Origin of the sequence: Solwaraspora sp. WMMA2056 (genome assembly GCF_030345095.1) — a bacterium.
Classification (GTDB): Bacteria; Actinomycetota; Actinomycetes; order Mycobacteriales; family Micromonosporaceae; genus Micromonospora_E.
On the sequence record NZ_CP128360.1, the window covers coordinates 6,557,029 to 6,580,693 of the forward strand.

Here is a 23,665-nt window from a genome sequence, read left to right on the forward strand (position 1 = left end):
CGGGTCGCCGGCTGACCGACCGTGCCGCCGGCGACCGTCGGTGTTGACGACATCTCGATCAATAACTTAGGTTAGGCACACCTCACTCTGGTGGGTCCGCGACGGGCGGTGCGGGCTGGTCGACCGCGCCGCCCGTCACCCGTACCAGTGGGTGCCGGACCACCCCGCCGACGGTTGACAACGGCCGATCTGTGACCGACGCCGCTACGGATCCAGTGAGGTTCTGCACATCCGCCCACCCAGCGGCGGGCCGGGCTTTCGTAACCGACGCGATACCGGCGAGACTCCCTTGCGCATACGTCCGTCGGTACGGGGCGTAACGTGTGCACCGGACTGCGCCAGCCGTCGAACGCGCGGCGCGGGATTGGAGCACGCGGTCGCACGGCAATCTGGGCTCTGCCCTGCTCGCCACGGACCGGCCGAAGATATCCGGGTCCGCCTTGGGAAAGTCGGGCCCCGTCAGGGAGACAGGATGACGACTACGGCAACGACGCCGGGGCAGGCGCGGGCGCGCGCCGCCATCGCGGCGAAGACGTTGCGCACCGACCGGTGGTGGCTACCCCCGCTCATCACCGTCATCGGACTCGGTGCCTGGGTCACCTACGCCACTGTCCGTGTTTTCATGCACGACTTCTACTGGGTCGAGGAGCACCACTACCTGACCCCGTTCTACTCACCCTGCGTCACCGAACGCTGCGTACCGGAGGCCGCGCACTTCGGCCGGTTCCTGCCCGGCTGGTGGATCATCCCGGACGCCGCGCTGACCCTGCCGTTCCTGCTGCTGTTCCGGCTGACCTGCTACTACTACCGCAAGGCCTACTACCGGGCGTTCTGGCTCAGCCCGCCGGCCTGCGCGGTGCCGGACGGCCACCAGCGCTACACCGGCGAGACCCGCTTCCCGCTGGTCTTCCAGAACGCGCACCGGTACGCCTTCTACGCCGCCGCGATCATCTCGCTGATCAACACCTGGGACGCGGTACTGGCCTTCGACGGCGAGAACGGCTTCGGCGTCGGCCTGGGCAACGTCATCCTGCTCGGCAACGTGGTCATGCTCTGGGCGTACACGCTGTCCTGCCACTCCTGCCGGCACATCGCCGGTGGCCGGCTCAAGCACTTCTCCAAGCACCCGGTGCGCTACCGGATCTGGACGTTCATCTCCAAGCTCAACGTCCGGCACATGCAGTTGGCCTGGATCACCCTCGGCACCCTGGCGCTGACCGACTTCTACGTGATGGCGCTGTCCGCCGGCTGGTTCAGCGACCTGCGGTTCTTCAACTAAGGGCTTGGACGATATGACTACCCGAATCGAACGACACCACTACGACGTCGTGGTCATCGGCGCCGGCGGCGCCGGGCTGCGGGCGGCGATCGAGTCCCGACTGGCCGGCAAGCGCACCGCGATCATCTCCAAGTCGCTGTTCGGCAAGGCCCACACGGTGATGGCCGAAGGCGGCGCGGCCGCCGCCATGGGCAACGTCAACAGCCGGGACAACTGGCAGGTACACTTCCGCGACACCATGCGCGGCGGCAAGTTCCTGAACAACTTCCGGATGGCCGAGCTGCACGCCAAGGAGTCACCGCAGCGGATCTGGGAGCTGGAGACGTACGGCGCGCTGTTCGACCGTACGAAGGACGGCAAGATCTCGCAGCGCAACTTCGGCGGCCACGAGTACCCGCGACTGGCCCACGTCGGTGACCGCACCGGCCTGGAGCTGATCCGTACCCTCCAGCAGAAGATCGTCTCGCTGCAGCAGGAGGACAAGCGGGAGTACGGCGTCCACGACGCCCGGATCAAGGTCTTCGCCGAGACCACCATCACCGAACTGATGCTGGAGGACGGTCCGGACGGCCCCCGGGTCGCCGGCGCCTTCGGCTACTACCGGGAGAGCGGCGAGTTCGTCCTGTTCGAGGCGCCGGCCGTGGTGCTGGCCACCGGCGGGGTCGGCAAGTCGTACAAGGTCACCTCGAACTCCTGGGAGTACACCGGTGACGGGCACGCGCTCGCCCTGCGGGCCGGCGCCAACCTGATCAACATGGAGTTCCTGCAGTTCCACCCGACCGGCATGGTCTGGCCGCCGTCGGTCAAGGGCATCCTGGTCACCGAATCGGTCCGGGGCGACGGCGGCGTGCTGCGCAACACCGACGGCAAGCGGTTCATGTTCGACTACGTCCCCGACGTGTTCCGCAAGCAGTACGCGGAGACCGAGGAGGAGGCGGACCGCTGGTACACCGACCCGGACAACAACCGGCGTCCGCCGGAGCTGCTGCCCCGTGACGAGGTCGCCCGGGCGATCAACAGCGAGGTCAAGGCCGGCCGGGGTACGAAGTCCGGCGGCGTCCTGCTGGACATCGCCAGCCGGCTGCCGGCCGAGGAGATCCGTCGCCGGCTGCCCTCGATGTACCACCAGTTCAAGGAGCTGGCCGACGTCGACATCACCAAGCAGCCGATGGAGGTCGGGCCGACCTGCCACTACGTGATGGGTGGCGTCGAGGTCGAACCGGACACTGCGGCGGCCACCGGCCGGGTCAGCGGACTGTTCGCCGCCGGTGAGGTCTCCGGCGGCATGCACGGCTCCAACCGCCTCGGCGGCAACTCCCTGTCCGACCTGCTGGTCTTCGGCAAGCGGGCCGGCGAACACGCGGCGGCGTACGCCGGGAGTCTGGACCGGCGGCCGAAGGTCTCGGCCGAGGAGGTCGAGCACGCCGTCGACCAGGCGCTGGCGCCGCTGTCGCGCGACACCGGGGAGAACCCGTACACCCTGCAGCAGGACCTGCAGGCGGTGATGGGCGACCTGGTCGGCATCATCCGCCGCGAGGGCGAGCTGGCCGATTCCCTGGTCAAGCTGGCCGAGCTGCGGGAACGGGTGACGAAGGTCAGCGCGGCCGGCGGCCGGCGCTACAACCCCGGCTGGCATCTGGCGCTCGACCTGCGCAACATGCTGGTCGTCTCCGAGTGCACCGCCAAGGCGGCGCTGGAGCGCACCGAGTCCCGGGGCGGACACACCCGGGAGGACCACCCGACGATGGCCCCGCAGTGGCGCACGGTCAACCTGGTCTGCTCGCTCGACGGCGAGACGGTCAAGCTGGAACACAAGCCGCTGCCGAAGATGCGCCCCGAGCTGATCAAGCTCTTCGACCGGGCGGAGCTGGCCAAGTACCTGACCGACGAGGAGCTGGCGGAGTTCGACGCGCTGGCGCAGGACGCGCTCGCTGAGGAGGCGGACAACTGATGGGCACGAATCGCCACTTCAGGGTGTGGCGGGGCGACGAGAACGGCGGCGAGCTGCAGGACTACCAGGTCGAGGTGAACGAGGGCGAGGTCGTCCTCGACGTCATCCACCGGCTGCAGGCCACCGAGGCTCCCGACCTGGCCTGCCGGTGGAACTGCAAGGCCGGCAAGTGCGGCTCCTGTTCCATGGAGATCAACGGCATGCCGAAGCTGGGCTGCATGACGCGGATGTCGACGTTCGAGGAGAACGAGACGATCAGCATCACCCCGCTGCGTACCTTCCCGGTGATCCGGGACCTGGTCACCGACGTGTCGTTCAACTACCAGAAGTCGTTGGAGACGCCGGCGTTCAGCCCGCCGGAGGACCTGGCCCCCGGCGAGTACCGGATGCAGCAGGTCGACGTGGAACGCTCACAGGAGTTCCGCAAGTGCATCGAGTGCTTCCTGTGCCAGAACACCTGCCACGTGGTCCGTGACCACGAGGACAACAAGACCGCGTTCTCCGGTCCCCGGGTGTTCATCCGCGCCGCCGAGCTCGACATGCACCCGCTGGACACCAAGACCGACCGCAAGCAGTACGCGCAGGCCTCGCAGGGGCTGGGCTACTGCAACATCACCAAGTGCTGCACCGAGGTCTGCCCGGAGCACATCAAGATCACCGACAACGCGATCATCCCGATGAAGGAGCGCGTCGTCGACCGGCGGTACGATCCACTGGTGTGGCTCGGTAGCAAGATCTTCCGGCGGGGGCAGAACGGCGCGGCGGACAACGGATCAGGGCTCGGTCAGTCCGGCCTCGACCAGCCCGTCGGCACCGTGGCGGCGACCGCGGTGCCGGCCGACGGCGACCACAGCCCGGAAGCGGACGCCGCCCGGGGCGTCAACTGGCACCGGCAGGTCCCCCGTCCGCAGGCCGCGGCGGTGGACGAGAAGGGTCACCTGCCGATCAGCGAGCTGGCCTTCGACAAGCCGGCCGCGCCGTCGCCGTTCGGCGAGGACGTCACCTTCCCGCTGCCGGACAAGTCGCTGAACTACCACCACCCCGACCAGGACCGCTGAACGCGGCCAGCACCCGACGCAGGACCGCTGAACGCGGCCAGCACCCGACGCAGGACCGCTGAACGCGGCTCTGCCGTTCTGATCGACATCGCCCCGGTTGGCGCGCGGAAGCGCCGACCGGGGCGATGTCGCGAGTTGCCAGCAATCCATCGACAGTCGTAGCATCCTCGGCGGAGCCGGGAACGAATCTCGTCGATCGTTTTCCGTCGTGGGCGGTGTCGGGCCGCCGGGCCCACGGCACCAGTCCGCCATGCGGGCTGCCCGCCGAAGGAGCTCCACGGCAATGTGTGCACTCAGGCGCTTCCGCCTGCTTTCGATCATCTTCGCCGCGGTCGTCGCCCTCGGGGTCACCGTCGTCTGGTTCGCACCGGTGGCGGACGCCGGCGAGCTCTGCGGACGGACAGACACGGTCAGCATCGCCGACAAGCGGTACGTGGTGATGAACAACGTCTGGGGAGCCGGCACCCTGCAGTGCCTACGGGTCACCGAGGAGGGCCGGTTCACCGTCAGCCGATCCGAGCACGACAAGCGCACCGGGTCGGCGGCCGCGTACCCGACGATCTACCAGGGCTGCCACTGGGGCAACTGCACGGTCGGCAGCGGGCTGCCGATCAAGGTACGGCAGCTGCGGTCGGCCCGCTCCGACTGGACGTTCGACGCCGCCGACGCCGAGGGCCGGTGGAACGCCACGTACGACCTGTGGTTCCACACGGACGCGAACGCCCACCGCTCGCCGGACGGCGCGGAACTGATGGTCTGGCTGGACCACGACGGCGGTGCCGAACCCGCCGGCACGCTGGTCGCCAGCGACGTCACCCTGGCCGGGGCGACCTGGGACGTCTACCACGCCGACTGGCACTGGAACTACGTCGCGTACGTGCGGACCAGCCCGACCGACCGGGCGGAGGATCTGGAACTGGCGGCCTTCACCCGCGACGCCGTGGGCCGGGGGTACATCGACCGTGACTGGTACCTCACCGGAATCGAGGCGGGCTTCGAAATCTGGCACGGCGGCGCCGGACTCGGCTCCCGGTCGTTCGAGGTCAAGATCAATTACTGAGGCTGACGCAGGTACGGCCCGAGTATGGCGACGATGGGCTGGTCCGCCGGCAGCCAGGTGACCTGGTCGAGTTCGTCGGCGGCCAGCCATCGCAACTCGGCGTGCTCCAGCGCGGTGGGCTGAGCCGACCCGAGCAGGCTGGCCAGGTAGACCCGCAGAACCGACCGACCGTGCCCGAGCACCTGGTCACCGCCGAGCCGCTGCCCGACCGCGACCGCCACGCCCAACTCTTCGTGACACTCCCGGACCAGTGCGTCGATCTCCGACTCACCGGTTTCCACCTTTCCGCCGGGAAATTCCCATTTTCCCGCCGTGCTCGGCGGGTGTGCCCGCGCGCAGGCCAGCACCTGCCCATCGCGGACGATCGCCGCCCCCACCACTACCTGACGCCTTGACTGCCCGGTCCGCACAGCAGACCAGCCTGCCAGATCAATCAGCAATTCGGGTAACCCTGCTGTCTGCACGGACAGTAGATGACGGAAGGGTGGACGTGGACACACCAGCCAGTCAGCGGCCAGACTGGGGGCCACCGACCAAGACACAGGATGGCGACGATTTGGCCACAAGCCGGCAACGACGCCTGGGAGGTGTGGCTTTGCGAGCAATCTGGCCCGGCCGGGTAGGCCGCGACTACCTTAGCGACGCGCTGACCCAGCTGGACGGGTGGACCCAGGACGGCCAGCAGATCCATCGGACCCTGCTGCTCGACGACAGCCAGCACGCCGAGCTGACCGAGCGGATCAAGGTCGCGGCCGACGCCCTGCACCTACGACCGCAGGTACGTCGGGCGGACGGGCACACCCAGATCTGCCTGGGTGATCCGGATGGCGACAAGATCACCGAAGGTGACGTGACGCTCGCCGCCCGGATCGAGGACGCCTACCGTACGATCATCGACGCCGCCTGATCCGACTCCCCTGGCTTGCATCGCGGCCGGTCACAATCAGGGCCGGCTTGTCGATGCGACCTACCCTCGGATCATGGCGAATGTTGCGTACGACCGACGCGAGCAACTACGGCAGATCGAAAGTGGGCTCCTCGACGGCGAGCAGGTGATCGCGGTCTACGACGCGATCGGCACCGGCACCGGCTTCATCGGGCTGACCAACCGCCGCGTGATCATCCAGGACAAGTCCTTCGTCGGCAAGAAGGTCGCCATCACCAGCATCCCGTACTCGAAGATCACCAGCGTCAGCGTGGTGAGCAACAAGTCCTGGGGTGGCTCGTACTTCTCCACCGGCGCCATCGCCATCAACGTCGGCACGCACACCTACGAGGTCGAGTTCCGGGGCGACCAGAAGTCACACCACGTACACAACGTGATCCTGCACTACATCTCGTGACCGGGCCCCATCGGTCGCCAATGCCCTGGACCAGGGTTGTTACGGTGCCGGTCGTGAAGCGGATCATGCTTGGCGCCACCGCCACCGGACTTGTTCTGACCCTGTTCGCCGCCGGCTGTGGCGACACTGACAGCGACGACGCCGCCGGCCCGTCGCCGGCCGGACCGGCGGGGTCCGCCAGCGCGGCTCGACCCACGTTCGCCGAACGGCTGGCGCTGCTACCGCAGCGACTCGCCGACGACGAGATCGTGCTGCAGATGGCCGATCTCGACCGGGCGGCCGAGCTCGCCGGGCTGGCCCGGCCGACCGACCCCGCCGACGCCGAGGCGGTCCGCGGCTACCTCGCGGCGTTGTCCACCGGCGCGAGCGCCGACGGACCGGCGGAGGTGGCTGCGCTGCTGCCTCAGCAGGCGGTACCGGCCGGGAACCCCGACCTCGCCGGGTTCGCGGCCGAGCTCGGCTGGTCGGTGCTCGACGTCTCCTGGTACGTCGAACACAGCAATCCGCCGAACGTGATGAGCGTGCTCGGCGGCCGCTTCGACAGCGACCGGAAGACCGACGCGATGGGTGAGCCCACCGACGGCGGATGGCAACTCGGCAACGCCGACGGCAGCATCGACCTGGCCGGACGCACCGTCGCCCGACCATTCGGTCAGCCGCTGCACCTGCGGCTGGCCGACGGCAGGCTGACAGTGGCCGGCAACTCCGAGACGGCGACCGCGCTCGACAACGGGGCCGCGTCGTTCGCCGACACGCCGGCCGCAGTCGCACTCGCCGAAGCAATGGACGCCGAGCAGGCGTACTCGGTGTTGTTCCGGGTCGGCGGCGACTACGGCGGCGGGCGGGCCGGGCAGACGCTGCCCGCTGCGTTCGACGGGGTCGCTGGCGGGCTCGCCCACGACGGCGCGCCCGTCATGGTGCTCGCCTATGCCCATGCGGACGCCGACTCCGCGAAGGCCAACGCGGAAGCCTTGGTCACCCTGCTGGAACAGGGCAGCTCCAGCACCGGACAGCCCTGGTCGCAGCGGTTCACCGAGCCCGAGGTACGCCAGGACGGCGACACGGTGGTCGTCCGGCTGCGCCCAGCCGACGGCACGCCGGCGTCGATCGTCTACCAGCTGTTGCAGCGGCAGGAGTCACTGATCACCCACAAGTGACGCCGTCCCTTCCGCCTCGGCCGCCCGCACCCGGAAATAGCCCGGCCGCCGACGTGGTTGTATCTGCCCAGCCCCGACCGGCCTGCCCGTCCCCCCGCGTGGGTGTCCTGGCGGACCGGTACTGCGGTAGAGCAGTATTCCTGTGAGGAATAATTATTCCTCTGAGGTATATCGTCCGGACGGGTGTCCCTGTCCGGTGCCGTCACGGTCGGTGACGTGGCGGACCGCGAGGCCACTGCGGGGAATGACCGGCCGGCCCACGTGGTTGGACATGGTCGCGACGCACGGAAGGCCAGCCCCGAGCGGGCGAGAAGCCGCCGCCGCGTCCCCGTACCACCCGGACGACCGTTTACCGCACACCCCACACGACCGCCCGCCCCGGCACGCTTGAGGGGCCCGAGCGGCGGGTGTGCCCCCTCGGAAAACGGAAGGTGGCCCCCCCTATGACCACGATCATCACCCGCACCCTGCGCACCACCGCCCTGGGCATCGCCGGCCTCACCCTCGCCGGCGGCGCGATCGCCGGCCCCGCCCTGGCCGCCGACCACGCCCCCACCGCCCTCGCCGCACCCGCCGCCGCAGCCGCGAGCGACAGCGGCGTCGACACCGCCAAGCTCATCCCGCACGGCGTGCAGGGCGAACAGTCCCGCATCGACCTGAGCAGCGAGCAGACCGACAACGTCAAGGGCATCATCGCCGCCACGAAGAAGGCGGGCATGGACGAGCGGGCCGCCGTGGTCGCGATCGCGACCGCGCTGCAGGAGTCGAAGCTGGAGAACCTGGGCCACCTGGGTGACCGTAACGACCACGACTCGCAGGGCCTGTTCCAGCAGCGGCCGTCGTCCGGCTGGGGCACGGTGGAGCAGATCACCGACGTCGAATACTCCACCACCGCGTTCCTCAACGGGTTGAAGGCCGTCGACGGCTGGCAGGACATGCCGCTGACCGAGGCCGCGCAGACCGTGCAGGTGTCGGCGTACCCGGACCACTACGCCCAGTGGGAGACCCAGGCCGCCGAACTCGTCGCCCAGCACTGGAACAGCTGACCCGGCCCCAACTGACCGCAGCAGCCTGACCCCAGCACAACGACCGAAGGGCCGGACCCCGTACCCGGGGTCCGGCCCTTCGACGCATTCCTGACTCAGGACTGCCTATCCGGGGTGACGAATGTGCCGCGCCCGGTGAAGGTGACCACTCGGCCTTCCTCGCGCAACGCGTCGAGTGCAGCCCGCACGGTGCCGCGCGCCACGCCGTACGTCTGCGCCAGCGTCACCTCGCCAGGCAGCTTGTGCCCAGGCGGCCACTCGCCGCTGTCGATCCTCGCCTTCAGGGCGTCGGTCACCTGCTCGGCAAACGAACGCGGCGACCAAGGGTCGATCATTCCAACAGGCTGCCACCTGTCCAGCCGAGCCGTTCTGTCTATCTCGTTCACTCTATGGACAGGGTGGACAGGTTCAACTAGTGTCGGATTCACGAAGACAGAGCGGCCCTCGGCTCGCGTGGTAGCGCTCGCCGAGGGCCTTGACGCGAAACGAGGTCGCGCCCGTGAACATTCTGCCCGAGACGCCGTCGCCCGGCGGCCAGCCCGAGACTTCACCCACGCCGCGAGCCCCCAAGCGAAGCACGCGCGGCGATGTGACGACCCCTCAGGAGCCGGGGATCCTGGTGGTCGGGCCGAGAGTGCTGCCGGAGCACGGGACGGTCCAGATCTGGGCCGACTCCGGCGAAGGCGCCAAGGCCCTCTACCGACTGAGGCGCAGCTCTACAGCCTGATAACCCGGACCCGCCGCCCGCACAACTTGGTCATGTCGTCGACATCCGATGTCAGAACGACCACAGGCGCAGGAAGTCGAAGCGCCACCTCGGCGACCATGGCATCGATGGCGTACTTGTGCCCGTGCAGCCCCGCCGCCTTCAACAACTCCACGCTACGGCAGGCGCTTTCCTTTGTCACCGCCTCCACTCGGACCCGGGACAGCAGCCAGCCCAGCCGCGCAATGTCTACCTTGGAATGCGAAACCTCAATGGTCGTGGCAGCCGAGACGGCAAGGTCTGCCCCGTCACGCTCGGCCTGCTCCAGCAGGCGCATCACCTTGCGATCCCGATCGATCCAGCCGGCGAGACCTTGCGAGTCGAGCACTAGTGACTCGAGGCTCACGCCGCGCGCTCCGTCTCCCCGGTCCCGTGCAGGAGCGTTCGCGCCTCGGCCATCTCCTGGTCGGTGAACGCCCCGAATTCAGCCTGATAGCCGTCCAACTCCTCACGAAGGAGCCTTCGCCGCTCGGCCCGCTCGGCCAGCTCGGTCAGGTAGCCGGAGACGTTGTCGGTGTGCGTCTTCATGCTCTCCAGCAACTCTGCCGGCAGCGTGATCGTGACCTTCTTCGTCCTCGCCATCCCGCGACCATACCATGGTATTACCGCATACTGGAGCACGCATGGCTCCGACTACCGATGTTGCGGTGAAGAACATGACCGCAGTGCCCGAGTGGATGCGACCGCCCTGCCCCGAGGGGAGGTACGCCGATGACCTCGACAAGCTCGCCGAGGCGCCTCGTCACACCGAACTGATCGATGGAGCACTCGTCTTCACGGTGTCCCCCCAGCGGGTCTGGCACGCACGTATCGTCACCGCGCTGGTGAACAGTTTGACCGACCAGGCACCGCCGGGCGTCGAGGTCGACCGGGAGATCACGATCCGACTCGACAGATGGAACCGCCCGGAGCCCGACCTGGTGGCCGCAGCGGCGGCCTACGATCCGTTCCGGACCTACTACACGTCCGAGGAGACTCTGCTGGTCGTGGAGGTGACCGGTGCGGGCACCCGCCCCGGGATCAGACGTTGAAGCGGAACTCGACGACGTCGCCGTCCTGCATGACGTACTCCTTGCCTTCGATCCGGACCTTGCCGGCCGCCTTCGCCGCCGCCATGGTCCCGGCCGCGACCAGATCGTCGAACGAGACGATCTCGGCCTTGATGAAGCCGCGCTGGAAGTCCGAGTGGATCACCCCGGCGGCCTCCGGCGCGGTCGCCCCGACCGGGATGGTCCAGGCCCGTGCCTCCTTCGGCCCGGCGGTGAGGTACGTCTGCAGCCCCAGGGTGCGGAAACCGACCCGGATCAGCTGGTGGAGCCCCGGCTCGCTCTGCCCGATCGACTCCAGCAGCTCCAGCGCCTCGTCGTCGGGCAGGTCGATCAGCTCGGACTCGATCTTGGCGTCCATGAAGACCGCCTCGGCCGGGGCGACCAGGGCCCGCAGCTCGTCGAGGAGCGCGGCGTTGCCCAGCTCGTCCTCGTCGACGTTGAAGACGTACAGGAACGGCTTGGTGGTCAGCAGGTGCAGCTCGCGCAGCTCGGCGACGTCGATGCCGGCGGCGGTCGCCCCCGCGTACAGCGTGGTGCCGCCGTCGAGCAGCTCGGCGGCGGCCTTCGCCGCGGTGTGGATCGCCACCCGGTCCTTGCGCAGCCGGGCTTCCTTCTCCAGCCGGGGCAGCGCCTTCTCCAACGTCTGCAGATCGGCCAGGATCAGCTCGGTGTTGATCGTCTCGATGTCGTCACCCGGCGACACCTTGCCGTCGACGTGCACCACGTTGGGGTCGGCGAACACCCGCACCACCTGGCAGATCGCCGAGGCGTCACGGATGTTCGCCAGGAAGGCGTTGCCCCGGCCCTGCCCCTTGGACGCGCCCCGCACCAGGCCCGCGATGTCGACGAACGACACCGGCGCCGGGATGATCTTCTGCGAGCCGAAGATCTCCGCGAGCTTGTCCAGCCGCCCGTCCGGCAGCCCCACCACACCGACGTTCGGCTCGATCGTGGCGAACGGGTAGTTCGCCGCGAGGACGTCGTTCTTGGTGAGCGCGTTGAACAGGGTGCTCTTGCCGACGTTGGGCAGGCCGACGATGCCGATGGTGAGACTCACGTCGGTCGAGTCTACGCAGCGCCCGGCAGCGGGTCAGGCGCAGGCGGCCTTGAGCTTGTCGGTCGCCTCGGTCAGCAGCCCGGTCACCTGACCCATCGGGGTGTTGTCGTCCGGGTCGTTGATCTGGGCGACGACATCGGCGGCCTCGGTCAGCGCCTGCTGTACGTCGGCGTCGACCGGGTCGACGGCGAGCGACTGCAGCATCCCGGTCCAGCCGGCGAGCTTGCTCCGGAACTCGGACTCGGCGGTCTCCGGCGCCGACCCGCCCTCGACCGCTGCGGCGATCAGCTTGTCGAAGTCGTCCTCGATGTTCGCGGTGTTCGCCTCGCTGGCCGGCACCGCCATGTCGCACGCCGCCTTCGTGGCGACGGCGGCCTCGTCGTCGGCGGACTCGGCCGGTTGCGCGTCGGCCGGGGCGCTGGCCGACGGCTGGGGGCTCGGGTCAGCGGCGGCGTCGGTGTCGGTGTCCGCGCCGCCACAGCCGGCCAGGGTGAGTGCCAGCGCCGTGGTGACGGCGGCGGTGATCAGGGTACGTCGCATCGTGATCCGTCCAATGGGGGTGAGCAAACTGGAGCAGGCTACCCAACGCCCGCACCCGCCCCAGGTCAACCCCTCCCACCCTCACTGGCAGACGGCACCCAGCTTCTCCGGTACGGCCGTGACCGCAGCGATCTGCTCGTCGGTGAACGGGGTCTCCCCCACTTCGGTCGCCGCTTCGATCGCGGTGGTGCTCTCCGCCAGCACGGTCCGCAGCTCCTCGTCGACCGGACCGGTCGCCAGCGAGGTCAGCGTCGCCGACCAGGCCCGCATCTGCGCCTCGAAGTCCTCTGCCGACACCTGCGTCGCGACACTGGCGTCCTCGGGGAAGAGCAGCTTGGCATCCCGCTCGAACCCGGTCGCGAAGTCGTTGCTCATCGAGACCGCCTGGTTGCAGGCGGCGTTCGTGGCGGCCAGGATGTCGGCCTCGCTGGCGGTGGTGTTGGCGGGGGGCGGCGACGCGGAGTTCGTCGGCGGTTCGGTGCCGCAGGCGGCAAGGCTCAACAGCAGGGCCGAGCCGAGGGCGACGCTGGCCAGTAGGTGACGCATGGGATCTACCGACTCCTTGATCGAGGTGGGGCGAACCGCACCAGCTTATCGATCGATCCCGACATCCACCCGATCAGGTCGATCGAGATCAGCGGATGCCTCGGGTGGCGTACCGGTCAGCTGGTGAACCGGGTCGACACCCGGCGGGCCAGCAGCGTCGCACCGACGACGGTCACCGTCGCGCCGAGCGCGGCGTACCCGCAGGCGGGCCAGTAGGCTCCGGCCGCGCCGGCCTGCTGGGTCAGGCTGACCGCCGCCGGTGGCAGCAGCGCCACCGGCCAGGACGCCGCCGCCGGCCACTGTGCGGGCACCGGCAGCCAGGGCAGCGCGGCAAGGACCATCACCGCGCCACCGAACAGCTTCAGCAGGGCCAGCCCGTGCACCTTGTTCGCCGCGTACCCGGTGACCGCCAGCAGCACGAGCACCGCCTGGCCGGCGGCGACCAGCACCGCCGGGACCAGCCAGCGCGGGTCCGCGTCGGCCAACCCGCTGAGCGGTACGGCGATCAACAGGCCGACCGTCGTCAGCGCGGCGGTGACCCCGACCCGGTAGCCGAGGTAACGCTGCAGAGTCACCGGGGTGACCCGGATCAGCAGCAGCCGTCGTTCGTCGACGTCGTCGAGCAGCAGCAGCGCCCCGACCATCCCGCCGATCACCGGTACGTGGGCGAGCACCAGCAGGGCCAGCAGCAGGTCGCGGTGCGCGGCGAGGTCCACGCCGTACCGCTGGTCGACGAAGGCGGTCGCCGACGGCACCCCGAACCGCAGCGCCACCGCGAGCAGCAGCGGGGCGCAGAGCAGGACGGCCAGCAGCCGGTCCGCGCCGAGCGCCCGCAGGTCGACCCGCAGCAGCGCGGGCAGCCAGCCCACCGGCCACCCCGACCGGGGCACCGGCCGCGCCGCCGGCCGGGCGGGGGTCACCGCCGATCGCCGGGCGGCGTCCGGGGCGGCGAAGACCCGGTCGAACCGCCGGAGGGCGAGCAGTGTCGCCCCGACGATCCACCCGGCGGCGTACCCGGTCGACGCCCCGACCTGCCACCAGCTGACGGCCGCCGTCCCGGCGAGCCCGGCCCGGATCAGCTCGGCGGTGCCGGTGGTCGGCACCAGTTGGCCGACGGGATGGTCGAGCAGTCCGGTCAGGTACGCCAGTGGCACGGCGAGACCCGGCAGCAGCACCAGCGGCGCGGCGGTCAGGTATCCGGCGACTGTCGGCTGCCGCAGCACCAGCAGCAGCGACGCGAGGAGGATCAACAGCGCGGTCAGCGCCACTCCGAGCAACGCCAGGCCGGCTGCGGCGACGGTCGACCACGTACCGCCGTCCCGGCCGACGACGACGGCGACGATCGGCACCGCCGCGACCACCGACAACCCGGTCAGTACGCCGAGTTTCGCCCCGACCTGCTCGCCGGCGCGCAACGGTGTGACCCGCAGCGCGGCCAGTGCTCCCTCGGCGCGTTCGGTGATCAGCAGCAGCGCGATGAAGAAGGCACCGAAAGCGGCGGTGTCGACGAACAGCAGGACCGGGCCCAGGGTCCGGGCCGCCGGGGCCGGTACGGCGAGCAGCGGCACCGTCCACCCGAGGGCGAAGACCGCCGCGACCGCGACGATCCGGTAGCGCCACTCGACACGTACCTCCAGTGCCACGGCGGTGGCCAGCCGTCGCAGGCTGCGGCGTGCAGCGGCGGCGCGGCGGCGCGACCGGTTCACGGCGGTGGGCCGGCGGCGTCACCGGTCGGCGCGGGCGCACCGGCGGCGGTGACCGCGACGAAGACCTGTTCGAAGGTGGCTTCCCGGGTGTGCATGGTCTCGATCCGGCCGGCCCGCAGCAGCGCGGCGAAGTCGCCGTCGGCACCGAGGGTGGCCAGGTCGTACTCCCGCCGGGCCAGGGTCCCGTCGGCGCGGTACTCGACCAGTACGGTCGACCGGCCGTGGCGCAGCCGGTGCCCGCGCGGGGTGTCCACGGCGACGACCCGGCCGTCGACGACGAACGCCACCCGGTCGCAGACGCTTTCGGCGGTGGTCATGTCGTGGGTGGTCAGCAGGACGGTGCGGCCCTGCGCCGCCTGCCGGCGGATCAGCTGCCGGACCGCGCCGGCGTGCACCGGGTCCAGCCCGGAGGTGGGCTCGTCGAGGAAGAGCACCTCCGGTCGGTGGATCAGCGCCCGCGCCAGGTTGAGCCGCAGCTGCATGCCCTTGGAGAAGCCGGCGACGGGCCGGTCGGCGTCGGCGGCGAGATCCACCTGGTCGAGCAGCACGTCGGGTGGTTCGGTCGGCGACCGGTACAGGCCGGCGACCGCCCGCAGGTTCTCCCGGGCGGTCAGCCGGGCGAAGTGCGCGGGTAGTTCGAAGCTGACGCCGACCCGCTCGTACAGCTCGGGCCCCCAGCTGTGCAGCGGCCGGCCGAGCAGCTCGGCCCGGCCCTGGTAGTCGCGCAGCAGCCCGGTCAGCACCCGGGCGGTGGTCGACTTGCCGGCCCCGTTGGGCCCCAGCAGGCCGAAGACCTCGCCGGCGGCGACGCTGAACGAGACGCCGTCGACGGCGTACCGGGGTGAGTCGCGGTAGCGCACCCGCAGCTGGTCCACCACGATCGCGGACGGTGGGCTGGCAGCGGGCGGGGACGCGGGCACGGCGGCCTCCCCGGGACGGCCGGACGGTGAGCATCGTCATGTTACCTAACAGTTTCAAGTGATCTACCGTCTGTGCAGATGGCTGCCGGCATCGTCCGGCACCGGCCGGCCTGGTGGGCGGCGACGGGGAGGCGGGGAACGTGGTGACGGACAGGTCGACTGTCGTGGCGCGGCCGACGGTCGAGCGGGCCCGGATCGCGGTCGGTGTCGCGTTCGGGGTCAGCGGCCTGGCTTTCGCGTCCTGGATTTCCCGTACGCCGGCCATCCGCGACGCGCTCGAGCTGACCAACGCCCAGTTCGGCCTGCTGCTGCTGTGCATGTCGGCGGGGGCGGTCAGCGCGCTGCCGCTGTCCGGGCCGCTGGTGCACGCCATCGGGCCGCGTCGCACCGTGCTGCTCGGCACCTCGGCGGTGACCGTCGGGATGCTCGCCGTCGCGCTCAATGTGGCGATCGGGTCGTCGCCGCTGGCCGGCGCCGGGCTGTTCCTCACCGGCACCGGGGTGAGCAGCTGGGACGTGGCGATGAACGTGGAAGGCGCCGACGTCGAGCGCCGACTCGGTCGGCCGCTGATGCCCCGCTTCCACGCCGGCTTCAGCCTGGGTACGGTCTCCGGCGCGCTCGCCGGGGCCGGCTGCGCCTGGCTCGGCGTACCGGTGGACTGGCAGCTGGCCGCCACCGCGCTGCTGGCGATCGTCGCGGTCGCCGCCGCCGTCCGGATGTTCCTGCCGGTGCCGGCCCGGGTGCCCGGTGAGTCCGCGCCCCGGTCAGGGGTGCTGCGGGCCTGGGCGGAGCCGCGCACCCTGCTGATCGGTCTGGTGGTGCTGGCGTTCGCGTTCACCGAAGGGGTGGCCAACGACTGGTTGACGCTGGCGGTCGTCGACGGCTACCGGGTGGGCGACGCGGTCGGCGCGGTCGCGTTCGGGGTCTTCGTCGCGGCGATGACCGGTGCCCGGATGGTCGGCGGCACCGCCCTGGCCCGCTGGGGCCGGGTGCCGGTGCTGCGCGCCACCGCCGTGCTGGCCGTCGTCGGGTTGACGTCGGTGGTGTTCGGCCCGTCGCTGCCGTGGGCGATGGTCGGGGCGCTGCTGTGGGGCGCGGGCGCGTCGCTCGGCTTCCCGGTCGGGATGAGCGCGGCCGCCGACCAGGCCGACCGGGCGGCGGTACGGGTGTCGGTGGTCAGTTCGATCGGCTACACCGCGTTCCTTGCCGGCCCGCCGCTGGTGGGTTTCCTGGCCGAGCAGGTCGGCATCCTGCGGTCGTTGCTGGTGGTGCTCGGCGCGTTGCTGATCGGTCTGCTGGTGGCCGGCGCGGCCCGTCCGCTGCCCGACGGCGACGGCGACGGGGCCGAGAACGGGGACGGTGCCGAGAACGGTGCCGGGGCCGGGGCCGGGAGGTAAGGTCCGATTCCCGCCAGCCGCAGCGTCGGCGCGGCAGGCAGGATTCGACCCATGGAGCTCGACTTCGAGCGGTGCTACCGGGCGGTGGACAGCCGCGACCAACGCTTCGACGGCTGGTTCTACACCGGCGTGACCTCGACCGGCATCTACTGCCGGCCGTCGTGTCCGGCGGTCACCCCGAAACGGGTCAACGTCCGGTTCTTCGTCTCGGCGGCGGCCGCGCAACAGGCCGGGCTGCGCGCCTGTCGCCGCTGCCACCCGGACGCCACACCGGGCTCGCCGGACTGGGACCTGCGGGCCGACCTGGTGGGGCGGGCGATGCGACTGATCCGCGACGGGGTGGTGGACCGCGACGGGGTGTCCGGACTGGCCCGGCGGCTCGGCTACACCGAACGGCACCTCAACCGGGTGCTGACCGACCAGCTCGGCGCCGGCCCGTTGGCACTGGCCCGGGCCCAGCGGGCGCAGACCGCCCGGATCCTCATCGAGCGGACCGCGCTGACCGTCACGGACATCGCGTTCGCCGCCGGGTTCGGCAGCGTACGCCAGTTCAACGACACGTTCCGGACGGTGTACGGGCTCGCGCCGACGGTGCTGCGGGGCCGGGTCCGCGCCGCCGGGACCGGCCCGGACCGGGCCGGTGACGCCGACACGCTCGGGGCGATCACGGTCCGGTTGGCGTTCCGCCAGCCGATGCCGACCGACGCCGTACTGGATTTCCTGGCGGCGCGGGCGGTGCCCGGCGTGGAGGCGGCCTGCGACTCGGCGTACCGCCGGGCGTTGCGGCTGCCGCACGGACCCGGCACCGTCGCGGTGACCCCGCACGCCGACCACTTCGCCGCGACGTTCCGCCTGGCCGACCTGCGCGACCTGGCCCCCGCGGTGGCTCGCTGCCGGGCGTTGTTCGACCTGGACGCCGACCCGGTGGCGGTGGACGCGACGCTCGGCGCGGAGCCGGCGTTCGCGCCGGTCGTCGCCGCCACGCCAGGGATGCGGGTGCCGGGCACGGTCGACGGCTTCGAACTGGCGGTCCGGGCGGTCGTCGGCCAGCAGATCTCGGTCGCCGCCGCCCGCCGGGTCCTCGCCCGGCTCTGCGCGGCGGCCGCCGGCGACCCGACGGCACCCGACGGCGACGACCCGACGGCACCCGACGGCGACAGACAGCCGGTCGCCGACGAGCTGGTGCCGTTCCCGTCGCCGACCGAACTGCTGGAACTGCCCGACGCGGCGTTCGCGATGCCGGCGGCGCGGCGGGCGACGCTGCGTACGCTGGCTGTCGCCGTCGCCGACGGCACCGTCGAGCTCGACCCCGGCGCCGACCGGGCCGAGCTGGTCGACCGGCTCGGCGCGCTGCCCGGAATCGGGCCCTGGACGACCGGGTACGTGGCGATGCGGGCGCTGGCCGACCCCGACGTCCTGCTCGGCACCGACCTGGGCGTGCGCCACGGCGCCCGGCTGCTCGACCTGCCCACCGCGGTGTCCGGGCTGACCACGCACGCCACCCGATGGCGGCCGTGGCGGTCGTACGCGACGTTGCGCCTGTGGCAGTCTGTCACTATCCACAATCGATTGGCGCTGGTCGGCGCCGGAAGGAATCCCTGATGCTACCTGTCACCCTGGACGCGGCGGCGGTGCCGACGCCGGTCGGCCCGTTCACCCTGGTCGTCGACGCCGACGGCGCGGTCCGGGCCGGCGGTTTCACCGACGGCACCGGGCCGCTGCTGCCGCTGATCACCCCGGTCGTCCGGGCGTCGGTGCGCGAGCGGGCCGAGCTGGGGGCGGTCACCGCCGCGGTCCGGTCCTATCTGGCCGGTGAGCTGACCGCCCTCGACACCCTGCCGGTCCGGCAGTACAGCGGCGAGTTCCTCAACGACGCCTGGTCGGTGCTGCGGGAGGTCAAGGCGGGCCAGCCGGTGACCTACCGCGAGTTCGCCACGTTGGCCGGTCGACCGGCGGCGATCCGCGCGGCGGCGAACGCCTGCGGTCGCAACGCGGTCGCCCTGATCGTGCCCTGCCACCGGGTGTTGCGCAGCGACGGTTCACTGGGCGGCTACCGATGGGGGTTGTCGATCAAGAAATGGTTGCTCGATCATGAGCGAGAGGTGACCGATCGGGGGCAGTGAAGAAACGCCGGTACCGGCTACCGTCTTATTGTGGACGACGCACTCGATCGATCATCGCGACCCCGACCCGCCGTCCACAATCTCTGGCGGCTCCGCCGCTACCTGCGTCCGCACCTCGGCCAGCTCGGCTGGCTGCTCGGTGCCGCCGCCGCCGCGACCGCCGCCGGCATCGCCATTCCGCTGGTCATCGCGGGAGTGGTGGACGGTCCGGTGGCGGCCGGCGAGCCCACCGGGCTGTTGCTCCTCGGTGGACTCGCGCTGCTGCTCGGCGTGGTCGAGGCGGCGCTGATCTTCATCCGGCGGTGGACGCAGAGCGCGTCGTCGATCGGGATGGAAAGCACCATCCGCGACGACATCTACGCCCACCTGCAACGGCTCCCGGTCGCCTTTCACGATCAATGGCAGTCCGGGCAGTTGTTGTCCCGTGCCACCAGCGATCTGTCAGTAATCCGTCGATTCCTTTCCTTCGGGTTGCTCTTTCTGCTACTCAACACGGCGACGTATGTCACCGTCGTCGCGCTGCTGCTGCACCTGCACTGGCCGTTGGGGCTGGTCGTGGCGGCCAGCGCCGTCCCGCTGTATCTGTTCAGCCGCCACTTCACCCGGGCGTACCTGCGGATCTCCCGCCGGCTGCAGGATCAACAGGGCGACCTGGCCACCCTGGTGGAGGAGTCCGCGCAGGGTTTGCGGACCATCACCTCGCTCGGCCGGGGGCCGTTGCTGACCGAACGGTTCGCCCACCGGGCCCGCGCCCTGCACGACACCGCGGTCGGCAAGGGGCGGCTGCTCGCCCGCGCCTCCGCCCGCTACGACCTGGTGCCGAACATGGCGCTCGCCGTGGTGCTGGTCGCCGGTGCCGCCGCCGTCGTGTACGAGCAACTCACCATCGGGCAGCTGGTCGCGTTCGTGACGTTGCAGCTGATGCTCGTCTGGCCGATCCGGTCGCTCGGCTGGATCATCGCCCAGGCGCAGGAGGCGATGACCGCCGCCGACCGGATCCACGAGGTGCTGGACACCCCACCGACGATCACCGACCGGCCCGGCGCCACCGGGATCCGGGTCGACGAGGTCCGCGGCGAGCTGCGCTTCGAGGCAGTGACCTTCGGCTACCCGGGCGCGCGGGCGCCGGTGCTGCGCGGCGTCGACCTGACCGTACGCCCGGGTGAGACGCTGGCCATCGCGGGCCTGACCGGCTGCGGCAAGACCAGCCTGGTCTCCCTGGTGCCCCGGCTGTACGACGTGACCGGCGGACGGATCACCCTGGACGGGCACGACCTGCGTGACCTGCGCCTGGACGAGCTGCGCCGCTGCGTCGGCGTCGCCTTCGAGGACCCGACGTTGTTCTCGATGTCGGTCCGGGAGAACCTGACCCTCGGCCGCCCCGACGCCACCGACGCCGAAGTGCGCGCGGCGCTACGCCTGGCCCAGGCCGACTTCGTCGACGACCTGCCGTGGGGGTTACGCACCCGCATCGGCGAGCAGGGGCTGTCACTGTCCGGCGGGCAACGGCAGCGGCTGGCGCTGGCCCGCGCGGTGCTCGGCCGTCCCCGGGTGCTGGTCCTCGACGATCCGTTGTCGGCGCTGGACGTGCACACCGAGGCGCTGGTGGAGAAGGCGCTGCGCCGGGTGCTCGCCGGCACCACCGCCCTGCTGGTCGTCCACCGTCCATCCACAGTGGCACTCGCCGACCGGGTCGCGCTGCTGGCGGAGGGGCGGATCGTGGCGGTCGGCACCCACACCGAGCTGCTCGCCACCGTGCCCGCGTACCGGGCGGTGCTCTCCGCCGACGGACACGGCCTCGTCAGGTCAGCGTGACCAGCGGCAACGGCACCGTCGGAGGGCAGCCGGACTGGCGGGGGGTGGCCGACGACCGGATGGACCACCTGAGCGGGTCCGACCAGGCTGCCGGTGGCGACCCGGCCCGGCTACGGGCCCGCAGCCGGGCCCTGCTCGGCTCGTTGACCCGGCCGCACCGACGGATGATCGGCGTCGCGGTCGCCCTGCTGCTGCTGCAGAACGCCGCCGCGATGGCCGGACCGTACCTGGTCATGGTCGGCATCGACCAGGCCATCCCGCTGCTGCGCGACGACGGCACGGTCGGCCCGCTGGCCGCGGTCGGCCTCGCCTTCCTGGCCGCGACGATCGCCGAGTACGCCGGCAAGCGCACCTTTCTCATCCTGTCGGCCCGGATCGGGCAGGCGATCCTGCTCGAGCTGCGCCAGCGGGTGTACCGGCACTTTCTGCGGCTGTCGGTCGACTTCCACGAGCGGTACACCTCCGGCCGGGTGGTCGCCCGGCTGACCAGCGACATGGACTCGATCGCCGAACTCGTCGAAGGCGGCATCGACGACCTGGTGCTGGCCGGGCTCTCGGTGGTCTCGGTGGCCGGCATCCTGCTGTGGCTGGACACGCCGCTGGCGGTGGTGACGCTACTGGCGTTCCCGTTCCTGCTGTGGATCTCGGTCTGGTTCGCCCGCGCCTCCACCGTGGCCTACCGGCGGACCCGGGAGGCCGTCGCCCTGCTGATCGTCCACTTCGTCGAGTCGCTGGGCGGCGTACGGGCGGTGCACGCGTTCGGCCGCGAGGCCCGCAACCAGGAGATCTTCACCGAGGTGAACGACGGCTTCCGATCGGCCAACCTGCGGGCGTTCCGGCTGATCGCGATCTACTCGCCGGCGTTGAAGGGGATCGGCAACGTCGCGGTCGCCATCGTGCTCACCTACGGCGGCTGGCAGGTGCTGCAGGGCGAGACCGAGATCGGAGTACTCGCCGCGTTCCTGTTGTATCTGCGCCGGTTCTTCGAACCGATGCAGGAGCTCAGCCAGTTCTACAACTCGCTGCAGTCGGCCACCGCCGCACTGGAGAAGTTGTCCGGGGTCCTCGACGAGCGACCCGAGGTGCCCGAACCGGCCCGCCCGCGACCGCTGCCGGTGCCGGTACGGGGCACGGTCGCGCTGCACGCGGTCACCTTCGGCTACCGGCCGGACCGGCTGGTGCTGCCAGAGCTGACCGTACGGATCCCGGCAGGGCAGACGGTCGCCCTGGTCGGGGCGACCGGGGCCGGCAAGTCGACGATCGCGAAGCTGGTGGCCCGACTCTACGACCCGCAGTCCGGCGCGGTCACCCTCGACGGCGTCGACCTGCGCGACGTCGCCGGGTCCGACCTGCGCCGCCACGTGATCATGGTGACCCAGGAGAACCATCTCTTCGCCGGCAGCGTGGCGGACAACATCCGGTTCGGCCGGCCGGACGCCACCGACGCCGAGATCGAGGCCGCCGCGCGGGCGATCGGCGCGCACGAGTTCATCGTCGAACTGCCCGACGGCTACGCCACCGACGTGCACCGTCGCGGTGGGCGGCTCTCCGCCGGGCAGCGGCAGCTGGTCGCGTTCGCCCGCGCGATGCTCGCCGACCCGGCAGTGCTGATTCTCGACGAGGCGACCTCGTCGTTGGACGTACCGACCGAGCGGCTGGTGCAGCGGGCGTTGCAGACGATGCTGACCGGTGGTCCCGCCGGGCGGGGGCGGACCGCGCTGGTCATCGCCCACCGGCTGTCCACCGTGCAGATCGCCGACCGGGTGCTGGTCCTCGACGGCGGTCGGATCGTCGAGGACGGGGCACCGGCCGACCTGGTCGCCGCCGGCGGCCGGTACGCCACCCTGCACGACCAGTGGCGCGACAGCCTCAGCTGAGGCACGACCAGGCGCGATAGCCTCAGCTGAGCTTCACCGCCTGCAGCGTGTAGCTCAGCGGCAGCCGCTGCGGGCGTTCGGTCAGCCGCCACTCGCCGTCGTCGCCCCTGGTCATCCGGCCGGGCAGCGCGTTCCACGGCACACTGTCGTGCTCGACCAGGTCGGTCACCCGCAGCCCGGCAGCGGTCAGTGCGGTGAAGATCTCCCCGATGCCGTGGTTCCACGAGTGCGTCAGGTTGTGGGTGAAGTTGGCGTCGGTGTCGACGTAGGTGCCGGCCTCGTCCCACACCAGCGGCTGCTCCGTCTCGAAGTACGGCAGGTCCAGCACCAGCAGCCCGTCCGGACGGGTCTCGTCGATCGCCCACAGCGCCGGATGCCCCTCGCGCAGGAACAGCCGGCCACCCGGTCGCAGCAGGCCGGCCACCGTCTCGGCCCAGCGGCGCGCGCTGGGCAGCCAGCAGAGCGCCCCGATGCCGGTGAAGACCAGGTCGAACCGGCCGGCACCGAGCACCTCGACGGCCCGGTAGACGTCGGCTTCGACGTACTCGATATGGGTCTGCGCGGCGGCGGCGATCCGGCGGGCCTCGGCCAGCGACGCCCCGGACAGGTCCAGGCCGGTCATCGTCGCGCCCAGCCGGGCCAGCGACAGAGTGTCGGTGCCGATGTGACACTGCAGGTGCACCCCGCGTACGCCGGTGAGGTCACCAAGGCGCGGCACGTCGAACCGGACCACGTCGCTGAGCCCGGTCGGGTCGGCGAGCAGCTCGGCGACCCGGTAGTCCGGTGACGCGGCGTGTGCCGGAGCGCGTTCGTCCCAGCTGGCCCGGTTGATATCGAGGTAGTCGGCAGTCATGTGGCTGACGATGCCACCGCTTCCCGATCCCGACATCCCGTTTATCGGTACGGCGAACCGACAGCGGCGAGCGGGTGGCCCGGAGAGTCGTTCGTCCCCGGACCACCCGCTCCGTCCCCTGT

23 protein-coding genes and 2 pseudogenes are annotated in these 23,665 nt (G+C 70.9%); 15 read left to right on the forward strand and 10 right to left on the reverse strand.

Features of this window, described 5'->3' with window-relative positions; all coding sequences use genetic code 11:
- The first annotated feature begins 472 nt into the window (after positions 1 to 472).
- The 5 genes and pseudogenes from sdhC to O7608_RS29815 all read left to right on the forward strand — a co-directional run bounded on the left by sdhC (position 473) and on the right by O7608_RS29815 (position 5,348).
- Complete coding sequence (sdhC, locus tag O7608_RS29800; protein ID WP_289207710.1) at positions 473 to 1,279, forward strand: succinate dehydrogenase subunit SdhC; 807 nt, start codon at positions 473 to 475, stop codon at positions 1,277 to 1,279.
- Positions 1,280 to 1,292: 13 nt separating this feature from the next.
- On the forward strand, positions 1,293 to 3,230 hold the full coding sequence (locus O7608_RS29805; RefSeq protein ID WP_289207711.1) for a fumarate reductase/succinate dehydrogenase flavoprotein subunit: 1,938 nt from the start codon (positions 1,293 to 1,295) through the stop codon (positions 3,228 to 3,230).
- Positions 3,230 to 3,986, forward strand: a pseudogene (locus O7608_RS29810) (succinate dehydrogenase/fumarate reductase iron-sulfur subunit); the annotation flags it as partial. The gene O7608_RS29805 and the pseudogene O7608_RS29810, both read left to right, overlap by 1 nt.
- Positions 3,987 to 4,066: 80 nt before the next feature.
- Positions 4,067 to 4,288: pseudogene (locus O7608_RS32230) on the forward strand (succinate dehydrogenase/fumarate reductase iron-sulfur subunit); the annotation flags it as partial.
- A 283-nt stretch (positions 4,289 to 4,571) separates the two neighbouring features.
- Complete coding sequence (locus O7608_RS29815; protein ID WP_289207713.1) at positions 4,572 to 5,348, forward strand: GH12 family glycosyl hydrolase domain-containing protein; 777 nt, start codon at positions 4,572 to 4,574, stop codon at positions 5,346 to 5,348.
- Here O7608_RS29815 and O7608_RS29820 read toward each other — a convergent pair.
- Positions 5,342 to 5,776 carry a (deoxy)nucleoside triphosphate pyrophosphohydrolase gene (locus tag O7608_RS29820; RefSeq protein WP_421361332.1) on the reverse strand — a complete coding sequence of 145 codons (435 nt, stop codon included), beginning with the start codon at positions 5,774 to 5,776 and terminating at the stop codon, positions 5,342 to 5,344. The genes O7608_RS29815 and O7608_RS29820 overlap by 7 nt on opposite strands.
- Positions 5,777 to 5,943: 167 nt before the next feature.
- Between O7608_RS29820 and O7608_RS29825 the strand changes: the two genes are divergently transcribed.
- The 4 genes from O7608_RS29825 (at position 5,944) to O7608_RS29840 (ending at position 8,894) form a co-directional block, all read left to right on the forward strand.
- Entirely contained in the window at positions 5,944 to 6,255 is a 312-nt protein-coding gene (locus O7608_RS29825; protein WP_289207714.1) for a 4a-hydroxytetrahydrobiopterin dehydratase, read from the forward strand.
- A gap of 73 nt (positions 6,256 to 6,328) precedes the next feature.
- Complete coding sequence (locus tag O7608_RS29830) at positions 6,329 to 6,691, forward strand: PH domain-containing protein (protein WP_282225679.1); 363 nt, start codon at positions 6,329 to 6,331, stop codon at positions 6,689 to 6,691.
- Between the two features lie 53 nt (positions 6,692 to 6,744).
- Positions 6,745 to 7,848 carry a hypothetical protein gene (locus O7608_RS29835; protein ID WP_289207715.1) on the forward strand — a complete coding sequence of 368 codons (1,104 nt, stop codon included), beginning with the start codon at positions 6,745 to 6,747 and terminating at the stop codon, positions 7,846 to 7,848.
- A gap of 443 nt (positions 7,849 to 8,291) precedes the next feature.
- Entirely contained in the window at positions 8,292 to 8,894 is a 603-nt protein-coding gene (locus O7608_RS29840; protein ID WP_289207716.1) for a hypothetical protein, read from the forward strand.
- A gap of 95 nt (positions 8,895 to 8,989) precedes the next feature.
- On the opposite strand, the gene O7608_RS29845 is transcribed toward O7608_RS29840, so the two are convergent.
- The 3 genes from O7608_RS29845 to O7608_RS29855 all read right to left on the reverse strand — a co-directional run bounded on the left by O7608_RS29845 (position 8,990) and on the right by O7608_RS29855 (position 10,242).
- Positions 8,990 to 9,229, reverse strand: coding sequence for a GntR family transcriptional regulator (locus O7608_RS29845; protein WP_289207717.1), 240 nt, complete (start codon positions 9,227 to 9,229; stop codon positions 8,990 to 8,992).
- Between the two features lie 381 nt (positions 9,230 to 9,610).
- The gene (locus tag O7608_RS29850) at positions 9,611 to 10,006 is read right to left on the reverse strand and encodes a PIN domain-containing protein (RefSeq protein WP_289207718.1); all 396 of its coding nucleotides are present in this window, start codon (positions 10,004 to 10,006) and stop codon (positions 9,611 to 9,613) included.
- Positions 10,003 to 10,242 carry a hypothetical protein gene (locus O7608_RS29855; RefSeq protein ID WP_289207719.1) on the reverse strand — a complete coding sequence of 80 codons (240 nt, stop codon included), beginning with the start codon at positions 10,240 to 10,242 and terminating at the stop codon, positions 10,003 to 10,005. The genes O7608_RS29850 and O7608_RS29855 overlap by 4 nt, the downstream gene beginning before the upstream one ends.
- 74 nt (positions 10,243 to 10,316) lie before the next feature.
- On the opposite strand from O7608_RS29855, the gene O7608_RS29860 reads away from it, so the two are divergent.
- On the forward strand, positions 10,317 to 10,691 hold the full coding sequence (locus O7608_RS29860) for a Uma2 family endonuclease (protein WP_289207720.1): 375 nt from the start codon (positions 10,317 to 10,319) through the stop codon (positions 10,689 to 10,691).
- Here the strand turns inward: O7608_RS29860 and ychF are convergent.
- From ychF to O7608_RS29885, 5 genes are all read right to left on the reverse strand, one after another.
- Positions 10,681 to 11,766: a redox-regulated ATPase YchF gene (gene ychF, locus O7608_RS29865; RefSeq protein ID WP_282225676.1), complete on the reverse strand. Its 1,086-nt coding sequence runs from the start codon at positions 11,764 to 11,766 to the stop codon at positions 10,681 to 10,683. The genes O7608_RS29860 and ychF overlap by 11 nt on opposite strands.
- Before the next feature lie 33 nt (positions 11,767 to 11,799).
- Positions 11,800 to 12,306: a hypothetical protein gene (locus O7608_RS29870; protein ID WP_289207721.1), complete on the reverse strand. Its 507-nt coding sequence runs from the start codon at positions 12,304 to 12,306 to the stop codon at positions 11,800 to 11,802.
- An 81-nt stretch (positions 12,307 to 12,387) separates the two neighbouring features.
- On the reverse strand, positions 12,388 to 12,852 hold the full coding sequence (locus tag O7608_RS29875; RefSeq protein ID WP_289207722.1) for a hypothetical protein: 465 nt from the start codon (positions 12,850 to 12,852) through the stop codon (positions 12,388 to 12,390).
- Between the two features lie 116 nt (positions 12,853 to 12,968).
- Positions 12,969 to 14,558, reverse strand: a complete 1,590-nt coding sequence (locus tag O7608_RS29880) for a fluoroquinolone export ABC transporter permease subunit (RefSeq protein WP_289207723.1) — start codon at positions 14,556 to 14,558, stop codon at positions 12,969 to 12,971.
- A complete protein-coding gene (locus tag O7608_RS29885) occupies positions 14,555 to 15,478 on the reverse strand; it encodes an ABC transporter ATP-binding protein (RefSeq protein ID WP_289207724.1) in 924 nt (307 codons plus the stop codon). The genes O7608_RS29880 and O7608_RS29885 overlap by 4 nt, the downstream gene beginning before the upstream one ends.
- A gap of 164 nt (positions 15,479 to 15,642) precedes the next feature.
- Here O7608_RS29885 and O7608_RS29890 point away from each other — a divergent pair, with 164 nt between their 5' ends.
- Genes O7608_RS29890 through O7608_RS29910 form a run of 5 tightly spaced genes read left to right on the forward strand, consistent with a single transcriptional unit; the run spans position 15,643 to position 22,690 of the window.
- Positions 15,643 to 16,875 carry an MFS transporter gene (locus O7608_RS29890; RefSeq protein WP_289207725.1) on the forward strand — a complete coding sequence of 411 codons (1,233 nt, stop codon included), beginning with the start codon at positions 15,643 to 15,645 and terminating at the stop codon, positions 16,873 to 16,875.
- Between the two features lie 51 nt (positions 16,876 to 16,926).
- Positions 16,927 to 18,477, forward strand: a complete 1,551-nt coding sequence (locus O7608_RS29895; RefSeq protein ID WP_289207726.1) for a DNA-3-methyladenine glycosylase 2 family protein — start codon at positions 16,927 to 16,929, stop codon at positions 18,475 to 18,477.
- Positions 18,477 to 18,998 (forward strand): methylated-DNA--[protein]-cysteine S-methyltransferase, encoded by a 522-nt coding sequence (locus O7608_RS29900; protein ID WP_289207727.1) that lies wholly within the window; start codon positions 18,477 to 18,479, stop codon positions 18,996 to 18,998. Before O7608_RS29895 ends, O7608_RS29900 begins: the two co-directional genes overlap by 1 nt.
- A 30-nt stretch (positions 18,999 to 19,028) precedes the next feature.
- The gene (locus O7608_RS29905) at positions 19,029 to 20,813 is read left to right on the forward strand and encodes an ABC transporter ATP-binding protein (protein ID WP_289207728.1); all 1,785 of its coding nucleotides are present in this window, start codon (positions 19,029 to 19,031) and stop codon (positions 20,811 to 20,813) included.
- Positions 20,810 to 22,690: an ABC transporter ATP-binding protein gene (locus O7608_RS29910; protein ID WP_421357521.1), complete on the forward strand. Its 1,881-nt coding sequence runs from the start codon at positions 20,810 to 20,812 to the stop codon at positions 22,688 to 22,690. The genes O7608_RS29905 and O7608_RS29910 overlap by 4 nt, the downstream gene beginning before the upstream one ends.
- A 22-nt stretch (positions 22,691 to 22,712) precedes the next feature.
- On the opposite strand, the gene O7608_RS29915 is transcribed toward O7608_RS29910, so the two are convergent.
- Positions 22,713 to 23,543 carry a class I SAM-dependent methyltransferase gene (locus O7608_RS29915; protein WP_289207729.1) on the reverse strand — a complete coding sequence of 277 codons (831 nt, stop codon included), beginning with the start codon at positions 23,541 to 23,543 and terminating at the stop codon, positions 22,713 to 22,715.
- Positions 23,544 to 23,665: the final 122 nt, after the last annotated feature.